16 protein-coding genes are annotated in these 15,787 nt (G+C 40.9%); 1 reads left to right on the top strand and 15 read right to left on the bottom strand.

From position 1 onward, the window contains the following. Window positions 1-79: 79 nt before the first annotated feature. The 7 genes from MUO14_RS15795 to MUO14_RS15765 form a co-directional block, all read right to left on the bottom strand. Window positions 80-1,642: a BCCT family transporter gene (locus MUO14_RS15795; RefSeq protein ID WP_244751572.1), complete on the bottom strand. Its 1,563-nt coding sequence runs from the start codon at window positions 1,640-1,642 to the stop codon at window positions 80-82. Between the two features lie 24 nt (window positions 1,643-1,666). Then, window positions 1,667-2,338, bottom strand: coding sequence for a CoA transferase subunit B (locus MUO14_RS15790; RefSeq protein ID WP_244751571.1), 672 nt, complete (start codon window positions 2,336-2,338; stop codon window positions 1,667-1,669). 21 nt (window positions 2,339-2,359) lie between these two features. Beyond that, on the bottom strand, window positions 2,360-3,046 hold the full coding sequence (locus MUO14_RS15785) for a CoA transferase subunit A (RefSeq protein ID WP_244751570.1): 687 nt from the start codon (window positions 3,044-3,046) through the stop codon (window positions 2,360-2,362). 41 nt (window positions 3,047-3,087) lie between these two features. Then, complete coding sequence (locus MUO14_RS15780; RefSeq protein WP_244751569.1) at window positions 3,088-4,272, bottom strand: acetyl-CoA C-acetyltransferase; 1,185 nt, start codon at window positions 4,270-4,272, stop codon at window positions 3,088-3,090. Window positions 4,273-4,331: 59 nt separating this feature from the next. Further along, the gene (locus MUO14_RS15775; protein WP_244751568.1) at window positions 4,332-5,300 is read right to left on the bottom strand and encodes an L-carnitine dehydrogenase; all 969 of its coding nucleotides are present in this window, start codon (window positions 5,298-5,300) and stop codon (window positions 4,332-4,334) included. Continuing rightward, window positions 5,300-6,193 (bottom strand): beta-keto acid cleavage family enzyme, encoded by an 894-nt coding sequence (locus MUO14_RS15770; RefSeq protein WP_244751567.1) that lies wholly within the window; start codon window positions 6,191-6,193, stop codon window positions 5,300-5,302. Before MUO14_RS15770 ends, MUO14_RS15775 begins: the two co-directional genes overlap by 1 nt. 606 nt (window positions 6,194-6,799) lie before the next feature. Next, window positions 6,800-7,360 carry a TetR/AcrR family transcriptional regulator gene (locus tag MUO14_RS15765; RefSeq protein ID WP_244751566.1) on the bottom strand — a complete coding sequence of 187 codons (561 nt, stop codon included), beginning with the start codon at window positions 7,358-7,360 and terminating at the stop codon, window positions 6,800-6,802. Window positions 7,361-7,658: 298 nt separating this feature from the next. Here MUO14_RS15765 and MUO14_RS15760 point away from each other — a divergent pair, with 298 nt between their 5' ends. Next, on the top strand, window positions 7,659-8,114 hold the full coding sequence (locus MUO14_RS15760) for a Dps family protein (RefSeq protein WP_244751565.1): 456 nt from the start codon (window positions 7,659-7,661) through the stop codon (window positions 8,112-8,114). Window positions 8,115-8,693: 579 nt separating this feature from the next. Here the strand turns inward: MUO14_RS15760 and MUO14_RS15755 are convergent. The 8 genes from MUO14_RS15755 to MUO14_RS15720 all read right to left on the bottom strand — a co-directional run bounded on the left by MUO14_RS15755 (window position 8,694) and on the right by MUO14_RS15720 (window position 15,773). Continuing rightward, window positions 8,694-9,680 (bottom strand): tagatose 1,6-diphosphate aldolase, encoded by a 987-nt coding sequence (locus tag MUO14_RS15755; RefSeq protein WP_244751564.1) that lies wholly within the window; start codon window positions 9,678-9,680, stop codon window positions 8,694-8,696. Between the two features lie 87 nt (window positions 9,681-9,767). Beyond that, entirely contained in the window at window positions 9,768-10,556 is a 789-nt protein-coding gene (locus tag MUO14_RS15750) for a hexose kinase (RefSeq protein ID WP_396265845.1), read from the bottom strand. Between the two features lie 127 nt (window positions 10,557-10,683). Further along, window positions 10,684-11,835, bottom strand: coding sequence for an N-acetylglucosamine-6-phosphate deacetylase (gene nagA / locus MUO14_RS15745; protein ID WP_244751563.1), 1,152 nt, complete (start codon window positions 11,833-11,835; stop codon window positions 10,684-10,686). Between the two features lie 29 nt (window positions 11,836-11,864). Further along, a complete protein-coding gene (locus MUO14_RS15740) occupies window positions 11,865-12,281 on the bottom strand; it encodes a PTS sugar transporter subunit IIA (protein ID WP_244751562.1) in 417 nt (138 codons plus the stop codon). Between the two features lie 18 nt (window positions 12,282-12,299). Beyond that, entirely contained in the window at window positions 12,300-13,118 is an 819-nt protein-coding gene (locus MUO14_RS15735) for a PTS system mannose/fructose/sorbose family transporter subunit IID (protein WP_244751561.1), read from the bottom strand. After that, the gene (gene agaW, locus MUO14_RS15730; RefSeq protein WP_244751560.1) at window positions 13,108-13,884 is read right to left on the bottom strand and encodes a PTS N-acetylgalactosamine transporter subunit IIC; all 777 of its coding nucleotides are present in this window, start codon (window positions 13,882-13,884) and stop codon (window positions 13,108-13,110) included. Before agaW ends, MUO14_RS15735 begins: the two co-directional genes overlap by 11 nt. A gap of 31 nt (window positions 13,885-13,915) precedes the next feature. Further along, window positions 13,916-14,395 (bottom strand): PTS N-acetylgalactosamine transporter subunit IIB, encoded by a 480-nt coding sequence (gene agaV / locus MUO14_RS15725; RefSeq protein ID WP_244751559.1) that lies wholly within the window; start codon window positions 14,393-14,395, stop codon window positions 13,916-13,918. Between the two features lie 199 nt (window positions 14,396-14,594). Then, window positions 14,595-15,773 (bottom strand): SIS domain-containing protein, encoded by a 1,179-nt coding sequence (locus MUO14_RS15720; RefSeq protein ID WP_244751558.1) that lies wholly within the window; start codon window positions 15,771-15,773, stop codon window positions 14,595-14,597. Between the last annotated feature and the right edge of the window lie 14 nt (window positions 15,774-15,787).

Genomic DNA, 15,787 nt, shown 5'->3' with positions numbered 1-15,787 from the left:
AAGGTACGTGCGAAATAGGAGAGATTCTTGCAAAATATCTTGGCATGGCCTAGAATCCATTTGTCCCTAATTTAAGGAATTATTGATCTCTGCTATCCGCTTCAGATTGTTTTGTTTTAAATGAAGAGTGACCCTTAGTTACACCCTCCGGATAATCCTCTCTCAGCCATTTCATAAAAGAAATGATCATAATGATAAAGATAAAGATAAGCGGAAAACTTGTAATTACCGATAGAGTTTGGAGAGCTCCAAGTCCTCCACTATATAGCAGCACGAGGGATACAGCTGCTAGTATAAAGGCCCAAAAAATCCGGTGCCACCGTGGAGGGTCTTCCTCGGATTTGATTTCTTTTGTGGCAACAAAAGCCAAAGTAAAAGCTGATGAATCAAGCGTTGTCGCCAGGAATATCATCATTAGAATTAAAAATCCAACGAGTACGATATTACCTAATGGCATAGCTTGAACAATGGAAATGATCGCCGTATAGGCATCTTGCTTTGCTAAGATTTCAGTGACGGGCACAATGTCGTTCAGTTCAAAATAAAGTCCCGTATTCCCGAAAATTGAAAAGACTATCCAACACCCAAGACTTCCAGCAATAACCATACCGGCGATCACGCCTCTTATTGTTCTTCCTCTGGAAATTCGGGCTGTAAATAAACCTACAAATGCAGCATAAGCAATCCACCATGCCCAGTAAAAGATTGTCCAAGTTTGAGTAAACTCCCATCCCTTAGTAAAGTCCATGTGAAAGCTCATTTTCACAAAGTTTTGCAGTAACAATCCAACACTATTCGTAAAGGTTGTTAATATAAATACCGTTGCACCAAAAATAAACACAAACGCCCCAAGTATCAATGCCAGGTACATATTTACATCCGCTAATAATTTGATCCCTTTTTTAAGTCCTAGAAAAGCACTCACTCCAAACAAACCTGTCCAAATAACGATGATGATCGCGTCCAGTGTAACGGACCTCGGGATGCCCAATAATTCAGAAACTCCCTGAGATATCATCGGCACCTCTAATCCTAATGAGGTGCCGGCTCCGCCAATTAAACCAAATATGAAAAAGATGTCGATCACTTTACCAATCCATCCATTAGCATATTTACCGATAACACCTTTACATGCTCCGCTTAAACTTAATGTCGGCTGCTTCCTGACATGATACGCATAGGCAATAGGCAGAACCGGCAAACAAAAGATCGCCCATGCCGTGAATCCCCAGTGGAAAAGTCCATATGTGGCGGCCCAATGAGCTGCCTCCGCCGTTTTAGGTTCCAAACCGAAAGGAGGGGCTGTATAGTAAAAAGCCCACTCGATGGCCCCCCAATACATAATGCCGCCTCCGATGCCGCCAGTAAACATCATCGCGATCCAACTAGGTGTTGAAAATTCAGGGTCCCCTTCACCCAACTTCACATGGGCATACTTACCGGTGGCTAACCAGATTAAAAAGCCAAAAATAGCAACCGTAAACAGCATGTAAAGCCAGCCGAATTCTTCAGTTAGAAACCCTCGTACACCGTTTAATATAGCTAACCCTTGCTCAGGACCTAAAGCTAAAGGAGCAACTAACAAACAAATGACAAAAATCGCGCCCCAAAAAATTCTTTTATCAAGTTGTGGTTTATCCATACATACCACCTCCAATCTATTCGTTTAATAAGCCTCCAACTTCACATTATCTCTGACGATTAACTCTGGTTCAGTCAGCTTCTTTATCTCTTCCACGGTAAATCCTTCTGCCACTTCAACAAGCACAAGGCCTTCGGGTGTGACATCAATAACAGCACGATCGGTAATCATCCGATCAACCACTCCAGCTCCAGTCAACGGTAAGCTGCACTCGTTAACAATTTTCGGATCTCCGTTTTTATTGACATGGTCCATGATTACGATTACATGTTTAGCGCCATGGACAAGATCCATGGCTCCACCCATGCCTTTAATCATTTTTCCTGGGATCATCCAATTGGCAAGATCACCGCTATTAGATACTTCCATCCCGCCTAAAATCGCAACATCGATATGACCCCCGCGAATCATTCCGAATGAATCCGCGCTATTGAAATAAGAGGTGCCTTTTGCCTCTGTAACGGTTTCTTTTCCGGCATTGATCAAATCTGGATCCACCTGATCTTTTGTCGGATAGGGACCGATCCCAAGCAAACCATTTTCTGATTGCAACATCACCCACTTGTCATCCGGTATGTAATTCGCCACAAGGGTCGGCATACCAATGCCAAGATTGACGTAAAATCCGTCCTGAAGTTCTTTTTCAGCTCTTTTAGCGATCTTTTCTCTTACAATTGCTTTATCCTGTTTCGACATCATGATTCCTCCCTTCGATGATTATCTTGTTGTGAGACGTTCTATGCGTTTTTCTTGTTGTCCGACAATTAATTGCTGAATATAGATGCTCGGTGTGTGGATTTGACCTGGGTCTAACTCACCCGGTTCAACGAGCTCTTCCACTTCAGCGATCGTTACCTCTCCAGCTGCCGCAACCATCGGGCTAAAGTTGCGTGCTGTTTTGTTATAAATTAAATTTCCAGTGGTGTCTGCTTTTGCTGCTCGCACAAGACCAAAGTCAGCCGTTAACGCTTTTTCAAGCAAATATTCTTTGCCATCAAACGATCTGACCTCACGTCCTTCTGCTATCGGTGTTCCGACTCCTGCAGGTGTATAAAACGCTGGAATACCTGCACCGCCCGCACGCATTCTCTCAGCAAGGGTTCCTTGAGGGACAAGCTCAATCTCGATTTCACCAGACATAACCTGGCGTTCAAATTCTTTATTTTCACCTACATAAGACCCGATCATTTTTTTAATTTGTTTGTTTTTTAAAAGCAGACCAAGCCCCCAATCATCGACACCACAATTATTTGAGATAATCGTTAAATCTTTCACACCTGAATCTTTCAGGGCAAGAATTAAATTTTCCGGAATTCCAACAAGTCCAAATCCACCCACAAGAATGGTCGACCCGTCATGAATGTCTTTTACTGCTTCTTCAAATGAAGACACTATCGGTTTCAAATTCACTCACTCCTCGAAAACAAATTAACAAGCTCCACCGGTTATCTTTCAATGATCGTTGCCACCCCTTGACCTCCTCCGATACAGAGAGTGGCCAGACCGTATCGTCCATCCCGGCGTTTTAGTTCATGTAAAAGGGTAACAAGAATACGTGCTCCACTTGCGCCGATGGGGTGACCAAGTGCGATTGCCCCGCCGTTTACGTTTAAAATCCCGTCGTCAAAGTTTAGCTCCTTACCGACGGCAAGTGACTGTGCTGCAAAAGCTTCATTAGCCTCAATCAGGTTAATATCTTCCATAGAAAGCCCGGCTTTTTCAAGTGCCTGTTTCGTTGCTGGAATAGGACCCAGTCCCATTAGGCTTGGATCAACCCCGCCACTAGCATTAGAACGAATAGTTGCGAGCGGTTCAATCCCTAATTCCAGCGCTTTTTCTTTGCTTACTACCACAAGCGCAGCAGCTCCATCGTTAATGCCCGATGCATTTCCCGCCGTAACCATTCCATCTTTTTTAAAAACAGGGCGGAGTTTGCCTAACTTTTCTTTCGTACTATTCGGCTTTACACCTTCGTCTTGATCAAACAAGATCGGCTCCCCTTTTCGCTGTGGAACGGAAACAGAGACAACTTCATCTTTAAATCTACCAGCTTCTATGGCTTCAGCTGCTTTCTTTTGGCTTTCAGCAGCGAAGTCGTCAAGCTCTTCTCGGGAAAGCTGGTGGGATTGGCAGACATTTTCGTCCGTAACCCCCATGTGGTAATCATTGAACGCACACCAGAGGCCATCGTTAACCATACTGTCAATAACCGTTTGATGACCCATCCGGTAGCCTTCTCTTGCCCCTTTCAATACGTAAGGCGCCTGACTCATGTTTTCCATCCCACCACAGACAACAACGTCTTGTTCACCAAGCATGATTGATTGTGCTGCGAGATGGACAGCCTTCAGACCTGAACCACACACTTTATTGATGGTCATGGACGATGTTGTTTCTGGGATATCTGCCTTCATTGCGGATTGGCGTGCAGGGTTTTGTCCAAGCCCCGCTTGAAGTACATTGCCCATAATCACTTCGTCAACTTGTTTATGATCAATTCCTGCCCTCTTTAATGCTTCTTTGATAACAATCGAACCTAGATCGGGAGCAGAAATGTCTTTAAGACTCCCAGAAAACGATCCGGTCGGTGTTCGAACAGCACTAGCAATAACAACTTCCTGTAATGACAACGTAGCTTCCCTCCATCACTGTTTTTTTTAATTCACCTTCAGAAACTCTTCTATCGACTTTATAATCTTCCGTTTAAATTAGCTGCAGGCCAGTATTTTTCCAGTAATTCTAAAAGTTCAATAAGAAACTCATCTCGTCGCTTGTTTAGTTCGGCTACGGATTGGCCTTCTGTTTGATGCTCACAGCCCTCGATGACTCGGTTAGAAAGTTCATCGGTAAGTTCAGGCGCCTCAAGCTTCGTCCATGGAAGTTTTAAAGCAGGTCCAAACTGTTCAAGCATATGGCGCATCCCTTGATCACCACCAGCAAGATGGAGAGTCAAAAACGGTCCCATTAATGCCCAACGCAACCCAGGACCATAGACAATGGAGGCATCGATCTCCTCGGTTGTAGCTACACCGTCGTTCACAAGGTGTAACGCTTCACGCCAAATCGCTTCCATCAGCCTGTCCCCTACATGTCCTTCGATTTCAGTTGAAATGACTAACGGCTTCATTTGAATGGAATCATAAAACTTTCTTGCTTGTTCGATAACAGCGGAATCCGTTTTCTGCCCACCAACAAGTTCTACTAGTGGAATGAGGTAAACCGGATTGAATGGGTGAGCAACAATCACTCGTTCAGGATGCTGACAATCTGCCTGTAATGTGCTTGGAACGATCCCAGACGTACTGGATGCAATCACTGCCCCTTGTTTGGCATGGCGATCAATATCAGCTAAGACCTTTCTTTTTAGATCTTCACGCTCAGGTACACATTCTTGAATAAAATCAACATCGGCAACGGCTTGTTTAAGTTCAGATTCGAAATGAAGCCGATCCTGTGAGGCACCTTCTGCCAGTCCCATTTTTTCGAGTGCCGGCCATGCGTGCTCAACGGCAGCGCACATTCGACCTTCAGCCCCTTCAGCCGGATCTGTTGCCACGACGTCATATCCTTGAGCTAGAAAACGAGCAATCCAGCCGTTTCCGATTACACCCGTTCCTACTACAGCTATCTTTTTAATCTCATTAGTCAGTTCAGCCATTAGTTCGATCCTCCATAAGGGTTTCTTAAGTTCAGCAACTCTCTTGCTTCCTGTGGTGTCATTGGTTCTTTTCCTTGTGCCTGTAAAATTTCTACCGCTTTATCTACAAGCTGTTCATTGCGGGCAACGACCCCTTTTTTCAAATAAATATTATCTTCCAGCCCAACACGAACATTTCCGCCGAGTAATGATGTTTGGCCCACAATCGGAAATTGCATACGACCGATGCCAAATGCGGACCAGTGGGCATTATCTGGAAGGCGGTTTTTCATATAAAGCATCGTTTCCGCATCGGCATCCGCTCCCCAAGGAATCCCTAAACAAAATTGAAACATTGGGTCACCGTCAATAAGCCCTTCCTCGATTAATTGCTTGGCAAAACGAATATGCCCCGTGTCAAAACATTCAAGTTCCGGCTTCACACCGCTTTCTTGAACCAATTTTGCTTGTTTGCGAAGCCAATCGGTCGGACTCATGTAAATCATGTTTCCAAAGTTGACACTCCCGCAATCAAGCGTACACAGCTCCGGAAGCAGCTCTCCAACTGGTTCATGGCGCTCTTCAGGTGTCTGAATATCTGTCCCATCCCCGCCAGCAGCAGGCGTATTCAAGCTCGGGATAAAATCACCGCCGCCACCGGAGGTGATATTGATAATGACATCTGTTTCAGACTCTCGTATCCGATCAACGATTTCACGATAGTGCTCCACGTTATGGCTGATCCCTCCTGTTTCAGGGTCCCGAGCATGCACATGGGCCACCGTTGCACCAGCTTTCGCAGATTCAATTGCTGACTCCGCAATTTCCTTCGGTGTCACCGGAACGTTTGGATTTTTCTTAATGGTTTCCCCTGCCCCTGTAACAGCTGCCGTTACTAACGTTTTGTTATTCATTTAAATTCCTCCTTACTTAATTACAAAATGAATAGTCTTATTTTCTTTGAATTTGCTATTTATTTTTGCTCTCTTGAAAACACAAATTTTACTATACCATCCAGACGGTTTACTTTTCAAAGGGATTTTCAGTGATGTGGGAACTTATGTTGATAAGTCAATAGAAAAACCCTATGATAACTAGGTTTTCAAGCAAGAAAAAATTTTTAAAAAAGAACAGTTTATAAAAATAATTTACTTAGTTTTCTATATTTATGAAAAGAATATACAAGCAAAAATTGTATCAACTCCTTGTATGTCCATGTGAAGAAACAACTGACCTATTTAAACAAGACATAAAAAAACACCCTATACGTCGTATTTCATTAGCGACATTTAGAGGTGTTGTACTCTTAGAATATTTTCGGGCATTTTTTAAATTGAGCTCTGATGGATCAAGAAGGTAAGTGTCTTCTTAGATGAACAATCAGGCAGCGTATATTTTAATTAAAATAATCTGCCATACTCCTGTAGAATTCAGGGTTACGGCAGAATAGATATGTTTCCTTATCTCATTTTACTGAATTAGCTTACAATGGGGGCCTTGTTACATTTCCCATGGGGTAATTATTCGCTTGTATCGTTTAATTGACTACTTTTAGCCCACTCTTCAAGTGTCCTTAATACTTGATCTTTTTTATTATCTTCAATTTGATAAATATCGAGTAGTTCAGATAGCCACATCCCATCTGTAGCAAGGCGTATAATGGTAGACATTACCGGATCCAGGCCATCGTACTCTATCCTATGCTGCCATTCGGCATAAGCTTCCTTGATCGGGTTTAACAATTCTGGGTTAACCGCTTTGGCAGCTAGTAATCCTGCGTTCATATCTTTATTAGGATAGGTTTGGTTAAACGTGACATTGAGAAAAGCCCTCGTCCATTTACCGATCTCTTCCGGATCATTTTCTGCATTACTTTCAATTTTACCTGTGTAGCTATCTGCCAGATGTTCTACCATCCCCTGCACAAGCGCCTCTTTTGAGGGATAGTGGTATAGTAAACCACCTTTACTCATACCAGCCTCCTTCGCAACAGCCTCCAACGTAAAATTAAAAATACCTTCTCGGCTGACAATGCTCGCTGCAGCATGCAGAATTTCCACTTTTCTTGAATTCTTATTCATTGCAATCTCCTTTATATGTAGCCTTTTTGCTTACAAGGATCACTTTTATTAAATCATACAACATGTATGTATTTCTATTAGAAACACACTAACACATAAAAAGGTTCTATGATATTCTCACTGGTTTAACTGTAAAGATTATAGTGGGTACGGGTTATTCCATATTATTTCATTTCTTTCACGAAATAAAAACATCACACTCGGGTAAAATAACAATGTGATTGAATATACACTTTCGTTTATAAATATCACTGCTTAAATTTTATGATCAGATGCAAAAATCACAGGGGTGTTAGAAATGCAAGGTACAACTACAAAGACTGTTATTGACGTTTTAAATAAGCAACTCAGTAATTTCAGTGTGATGTATGTTAAACTTCATAATTATCACTGGCTTGTGACTGGCGGAGACTTTTATGACTTACACGAGAAATTTGAAGAGTTCTACACGGAAACAGCACAATATATGGACGATTTAGCTGAACGTATTTTAGCGCTGAATGGAAAACCTGTTGGGACAATGAGGGACTTTTTACAAACTGCTTCTATCACCGAAGCTTCAAGAAATGAAACACCTGAACAAATGGTGCAAAACATTTCGAATGATTTTAATACAATGATTAGTGAAATAACACAGGGAACAGAAGTTGCTGACAGAGAAAATGACGGACCTACAACGGATATGCTCAACCATATTCGGGCAACTCTTGAAAAACAAAATTGGATGCTTAAATCATTTTTATCTAAATCATAGTCCGCTCCCAAAAATGAAAACCTACTCTTTGGAGTTTCACCCAAGGAGTAGGTTTTTCATTTAAATGGACAATCAGCTATCTATTTTAAAAATAAAATCGAACATCTCTTTATATGTTGATGTAAAAAACCAAGATGGATTTTCTGAGCCTTATTAAAGCTTGATTTAAGCTTGAAACGGAATAGTTTTTTTCTTTTTCTGGTTTTCCTAGCCTATTAATAAATAGTGATATTTTATAGTTGGATGTGATTTTTTCTGTTTCTTTTATTAAAAAAACGATATTTATATACTGGCAATAAGGATTGATCCCATAGATATCGACAATTGCACTAGCCAACTACCCCTGTCCGCACTGCTACTGAAAGTCGGCGCCGTAATGTCATAGGTTCCTTCAAATGCTTTAACCGTAAACGTTGCTGTTACTTTTTGTCCTTTTTTACCTTATTAAGAAAGCTCATTCGAAATTAAGACCTTAAAAGTTACATCCTAATCTTCGAAAAATGTCCACTATTCAATCCAACACGCTGGGTTGTTGGTTAATATCTAGGGCGATTTCTTGTGTCAATTAACTATTTTGACTTAAAACTTACTCCAAGGCACTGCTGTTTCTACAACAGCTGCCTTAACTTTGTTCAAATTTTGCGTTCCAACTGATTCAAGCCATTTATAATAGGCTTCCTTACCATTTTCAGCAAAGACTTCAACGCCATCTTTCCATATCGCTCTCCCACAAAGGACACCACTAAATTTTGATCCGGCTGCTTTTGCAAAATGAAGTGTCTGGACAAACTGTTCATTTGTTACGCCACCACTTAAGTAAATGAAAGGAACATTACTTTTTTCAGAACAATTAAGATAGAACTCGGCTGCTTCTTTCTTACTATAGACAGGTTCATAATTATCATATTGCTCATAACCCTCGATATGGAAGATGGAAACCGGAACCTCTACCTTCAATAAATCAACACCATAATCCCCTTTGGAGAATTCCTCCATAAAAAATTCAATAATCTCTGGTTTCTTTTTGGCAAACCCTTCACTCTTTGTAGAAAGGCCTTCAGCGCTGTAGGAAACCGGCTCCAATATAAACAGAAGATCATTTTGCCTACATTCATCGCCGACCCGTTTAATCACTGCATTTTTGATTTTATTATATTGCACATCCTCTTTGTGGTCGTAATAAACAAGCAGTTTAAGAGCACTCGCCCCCTCTTTCACGAGATCCTGCACTGCATAATCATCCACTAAATTAGGGAGCCGTCCCTGTCCCGTTGCATCATATCCAGTTTTTTCATATGCCATGATCAAACCGATGTCCTCATTCAATTTCTTGGCAGCATCCCATCCATATTCCGGATCGAGCAACAAGGATGACGATTGATTCCCAAGGGCCTCACTAACGCCTTCCTTAAATTTACGCAACCCAACCTCATATGTAATCGTGTCATCTAACGATTGGATCATCTTACCCAATGATCCTCTTTGATCCATTGCTGTAGCAAAAATGATATGATTCTCATCTGAAATTGCCTCTAATCCACGTTGTTTTCCTGATGATAGTTTCATAATCTTATTAGCCTCCTGTATTTATTTTTAAATTTGTTAGCTACTAGTAGGTTCTGTCTCGAGTTTGATGCTCTGCAGCCCCGAATTCTAAACCCTCATCACATTAATTCCCTCCATACAACAATCGACTTTTTCCGGCGCAATATGGCCGGTTCTTTCCTCCAGAGCATTTAACACACCCATGGATAAGCCGAATTTAATAAGTTCCACATCCGCCAATCCGCGTGATAAACCTGCTGCAAAACCGGCAATCACCGAATCACCGGAGCCAACCGGGTTTACCGCTTCTACTTTAGGTATAGTAACCTGGTACAAATCCTTGCCATGCTTCACTAGCGCACCTTTTTCTCCATTTGTAACAACAATCCATGGGATATCAGCAACTACTTCCGAAGCGAGTGCCTCGATGATATCTTCCACGCTCTCAATTTTTTCACTAAGTAAATCCCTCAGTTCATCAAAATTGGGTTTTATTAAATATGGTTTGCTTCCCAGGGTTTTTTTCAATAACTCCCCTTTTGTATCTAGCAATACAGGAGTATCACCGGCAACCTTGATCATTTTTTCATAAAATTCATCCGGTAAGCCTTGTGGCAGGCTTCCGGAGATCGTGACAATATCTACTTTTTTTACGTATTCAGAAAACTTTCCCAAGAATGTATTGCCCTCGATATCTGAGATGACCGGCCCATTCTCCAGAATTTCCGTCTGTTTGCCTTCGTGGATCACCGCGATGCAGTTTCTCGTCTCCCCTTGGATAGTCATAAAGTAATCCTCGATACCGGAAAGATCCGCTCGAATGAAATCACCCAAACTTCCACCTAGGAATCCGGTTGCAGCAACCTCTTCATCCAATTGCTTCAGGACTCTTGTCACATTCAACCCTTTCCCCCGGCAGTTTTAGAAATATCATGTACTCGATTCAAATTATCAAGGGTGAATTTTTCAAGCTTATAACTAATATCAACAGCAGGATTTAATGTAACCGTTAAAATCATCTATCTCACCTCTTCACTTGATAGGTAATTTTTCCTTCAATGGCTGTAGCCTGAATGTTCAACCCGTCATCTATAACAACATAATCCGCTAGTTTACCAGTTTGAATGCTTCCTAATTCGCTATCCCGCCCAATACTTTTTGCTGGGGAAAGGGACGCTAGATGCCAAATTACATGTAAAGATCGGCCGCACCACTCATGTAATTTTTTCACACCATCGATCAACTGCAATGTACTACCAGCTAGGGAACCAGTCTCCGTCCGTGCCACCCCATCTTTCAAAACAACAGAAAATTCTCCCAAATGATAGTTTCCATCCGGTAGAAGTCCTGCACGCATGCAATCGGTGATCAGAACGGTCTTATCTCCCTTCATTCCGACCACCATCGCAGCAATATCCGGATGTACATGATGCCCATCGCAAATCATTTCCGCAAAAGCACCTTTGTTCATTAACGCTGCCCCGACAACACCTGGTTCCCGGTGATGTAGCCCAGACATCCCGTTAAATAAATGCACAAAACTACTCGCACCAGCATCCAATGCATTCTTGCAACAATCATAGCTTGCGTCCGTATGTGCAATACTTACAAAAACCCCTCCACTACTGACTTTTCGAATAAAATCTATTGCCCCATCCCTCTCGGGTGCAAGTGCAATTTTGACAATCGTATTCTCCGCTAAATCTTGCCACTGATTAAATTCATCGTAATCAGGATCACGAAAATAACTTTGGTTTTGCGCACCCTTATGTTTTTCTGTGAAATAAGGACCTTCTAAGAAAATCCCTTCTGATTTCGCCCCCGATAAGCCACTATTTACTGCTGCAACAACCGCTCGAATCGATCGGTTTAAATCCGCTTCGGACGATGTCAACGTAGTTGGCAAAAACCTTGTGACACCAAGTGCTGGTAAAGCAGCTGAGACCCTTTGGGCCGCTTCTACTGTTCCATCCATGATGTCATGACCATTGATTCCATGGATATGTGTATCAAGTAGACCTGGCGCAATTGTGTACCCGCTCCAGTCAATGATTTCTTCATTATCTGGTACAGTGTTTACAAATTCTCCAAATCTACCATTTTGAACTGTTAAAAAAGTCTCATATTTCTCTGTGTTCTCTAGTAAAAATCGATCTGCTTTTATATAATACCTCATTGCCTAAGCATCCCTTTAATCAGAATAATTTATATTCCATCCATTTCCTTTGACACCTGTGTTTCTTTTATCTCAAACTGTTTAATATTTTCTTTTCCTTCAAGTAGGACTTCTTCCACAAATTCATTAATTGAAAGTTCACGTTGAAATAACCCACTTAATAGCATTGGCGAGTTCATCCCGCCGATAACCCGCACATTTTTTATACTTATAGCTAACCGAGAACATACATTAAATGGTGTGCCTCCGGCTAAATCAGTGAAACATACAACACCATCTCCAGTATCCACATTCTTGATTGATTGTGTAAGCGCTTCTTGAAGTTTATCCTGGTCTTCTTCAAATGGAATTACTTCAACTTGCTTTACCTCTCCGGCAATCAGCTTTACAGATTCAAACATTCCATTCGGAAAAGACCCATGTCCTGTTATCACAATTCCGATCATCTTTTTCATCCTTTCCATTTAGGCTAAAATGTTAAAGTACGATCCAATTAATCCTACAACCACAGTAAGACCAATCAACAGTAAAGGTGAGCGACCTTTTTTTAAGAGCCAGTACATCAACAATGTATAAGCTAATGGAAGCATTGCTGGCATTATTTGATCTAAAACATCTGTTTGAATGTCTAATTTTGCTTCACCGGATGTCCATACATAATCAGTCTTTAATGCTACATACGTTGCAATTAGACCACCGACTACTGTTAGTCCTACAATAGAAGCTGCACGAGATACTTGCTGTGTACCTTCTTTCAACTTAGAAATTGCGTTGACACCCGTTCTATAACCATATGTCATTAAGCCAAAACGAACACCAAAGTGAATAACATTAAATATGATTAAGAAGATAAATGGCCCTACTACATTTCCTTCTACCGCTAAAGAAGCGCCGATACTCGCTGAAATCGGGAGTAACGTTAGATAGAACATGGCGTCCCCAATACCACCAAGCGGCCCCATCATTACGACTCTAATTCCGCGTATGGACTCTTTGTCTTCTTTGTTTTGCTCCATAGCAAGAATAACTCCCATAATGGGTGTTACTAGGAATGGATGAGTATTAAAGAAATCCATATGACTTTTCATCGAATTACTTAAATCCTGTTTATTTTTATGAATATGCCGTAGTCCAGGCAAAATGGAATATAACCAACCTGCAGCCTGCATCCTTTCATAGTTGAAGGATGCTTGTAATAGCAAAGATCTCCAAACTAAGAGTCGAAGCAATTTGGGACTAAGCTTTTCAGCCATTGTATTATCCTCATACACATTAGATTCCATCCGTTATCTCCTCCTCGCCAGGTGTTGGATTATTCGGACCTTGGTTGTTCTTGTTTTGGTAAAAATCATATAGCGCAATTGCCAGTCCTATTAGAGCTATTGCTAATATTGGCATTTCCAAATAGGCGGCAAGAACAAATCCGAGAATAAAGAACATGACATATTCAACCTTCATCATAATTTTTAATAGCATTGCAAAACCGACTGCTGGCATGATCCCTCCAGCAATTGACAACCCATCAATTATCCATTGCGGTACAGTTTCAACAAATGCTGCTGCTTCTTCGGAACCAAAATAAATTGGTAGGAATGCAATCAAGGCATTGAAGATAAATAGTAAAGCTACACCTAAATAATTTATAAGTTCAATTCCTTTATAATTGGCGTTTAGTGCAAATTTGTCAGCCTTATGCATCATTGGAGAGAAGGCTGTAAAGAATAAAGTAATCAAACCTTGCACAGCGACAGCAAAAGGAATGGCTACCCCAACCGCCGCGGTCGGTTCAAGATCTGCAATGATACCAAAAGCAGTACCAATCACTCCCCCAATAACCACATTAGGAGGTTGTGCACCTGCAAGTGGTACCATTCCCATCCAAATTAATTCTAATGTCCCACCAATAATCAAACCGGTAGTAACATCACCTAAAATAAGTCCGACAACAAGCCCTGAAACTACAGGGCGGTGAATATGTGTTAAACCAACATATAGATCAATACCAATAATTCCTGCCCAGAGTGCTACTAAAATAGCTTCTAGTAACATAGATAAAACCCCCATTTAGGATAAAAAGCACTTATATCAAATCTAAAATATTTTGTCCTTTTTCATTTGGCACCCTTCTCAAATCTAGTTTTACCTTCAATTCACCTAAACGTTTAAATGATTCAATATCTTTTTCATTAACGGATACGGTTGAAGATATTTGACTCTTCCCTTCTTCATAATGCATGTTTCCGATGTTTAAGTGATCAATCGGAACACCGCCCTCTTTCAATGTCAATGCATCATGAACATCTTTTACAACCAAAAATATTTTCTGCCGTGGTGATGCTTTATGTATAATGTCTGCTGTTTTTTGTAATGAAAAATAACGAGATTGAATTGTGTCAGGCAACACCATATCCATGAGGTTTTGCTGTACTTCATCCTCTGAAACTTTGTCGTTTGCAACAACAACTAAGTTTGCACCCAAATGGTTTACCCATGTAACACCCACTTGCCCATGAATTAAGCGGTTATCGATTCTAGTCAATAAAATGCTTGATTGAGACATTATCATCTTCCTCCTGATTTTTAATTTCGAAACAAACCCGTTAATTGATAGCGCTATCATAATTGATTTAGAAAGTTGAATTCTTACTAATTTTCTATAGATAGACAGTCGGTCTGAGGTTGCACCATTTTATGCTGTTAGGGTATCTTCCATCTATTAATAGAAAGACTTTAACCTCATTCCGACTCTAGTCACGCAACTACCTTACTTTCCTATAATCATAAATCGTTACCCCTTGCACTACACGGTTTACACGGCCTTCTGGACTAGGGTTGTCCGGCGTAATACCAATCTGAAGAGATTTTTTCAATGCTAAAGTTTGAGCAAAAATCACATACAGTAGTGCTAAATAAAAATCACTAGGAAGATCCTCCTTTTCAAAGTTTACTTGTATCGTCCAGTGGGCTAGTCCCTCTACCTCTTGGTCTTTTTTCTCCGTTAAAGCTATCACTTTAATACCAGATTCTGCTCTTAGCTCTCTTAAAATATCCAAGTCATATTTTCTTGTGTACGGATCTTGTGACATAAACAGTACAACTAGGGATCTTTTATTCAAAATCGATTTTGGCCCATGACGAAACCCCAACGACGATTCGTGAGTCGCAATGACTTTTCCAGCGGATAACTCGAGCATTTTTAATGCTGCTTCATGCGATAGTTGACCAAGTAGACCCGACCCTAAATATACAATTCGTTCAAAATCAAATTTTAAAATTTCATCAATAGTATCCACTATCGAATCAACTAATCGTTCTGCATTGGCAATAATCTGTTTGGATTCATTACCGATAAAATTTTTCAAAGTAAATATTGAATATGCAGCAATCATCATGCTTGTAAAACTACTTGTCATTGCAAACCCTTGGTCATGTGCCTTCTCTGGAGTCAGTACAGTAATACTGTTATCATCATTCCTTATATTTTGGGCTAGCTGTCCCTCTTTATTACACGTAATGACTACTTGATAAAAATGGTCAATAAACTGATGTCCTAGAGAAACTGCCCCAACGCTTTCTGGGCTATTTCCAGACCTCGCAAAAGACACCATGATAGTCGGAATATCTTTGAATAGATGTTCAGTTGGATTCGATACAATATCAGTAGAAGCAATAGCCTCAAACTGTACATTCTGTTGGTTTTGCTTACGTAGCTCCGGAACAAGAGTATCGCCTGCGAATGCTGATGTTCCAGCACCGGTAAAGATTACGCGTACTTGATCATGTTTTCTGTAAATAGAATCAATAAACCCTCTAAATGATTCTGTTTGTTGGTGTAGATCTGAAATTAATTCCTGCCATACAGTTGGCTGTTGATGAATCTCTTTTGCAGTATGCACAGCCTTATTTTTTTCTAGCTCTTCAGCTGTTAAATTGAACATTCGTCATCCTCCGT

The sequence above is a fragment of the Halobacillus shinanisalinarum genome, assembly GCF_022919835.1.
GTDB lineage: Bacteria > Bacillota > Bacilli > Bacillales > Halobacillaceae > Halobacillus_A > Halobacillus_A shinanisalinarum.
This window is presented reverse-complemented; position numbering and strand designations above follow the sequence as displayed.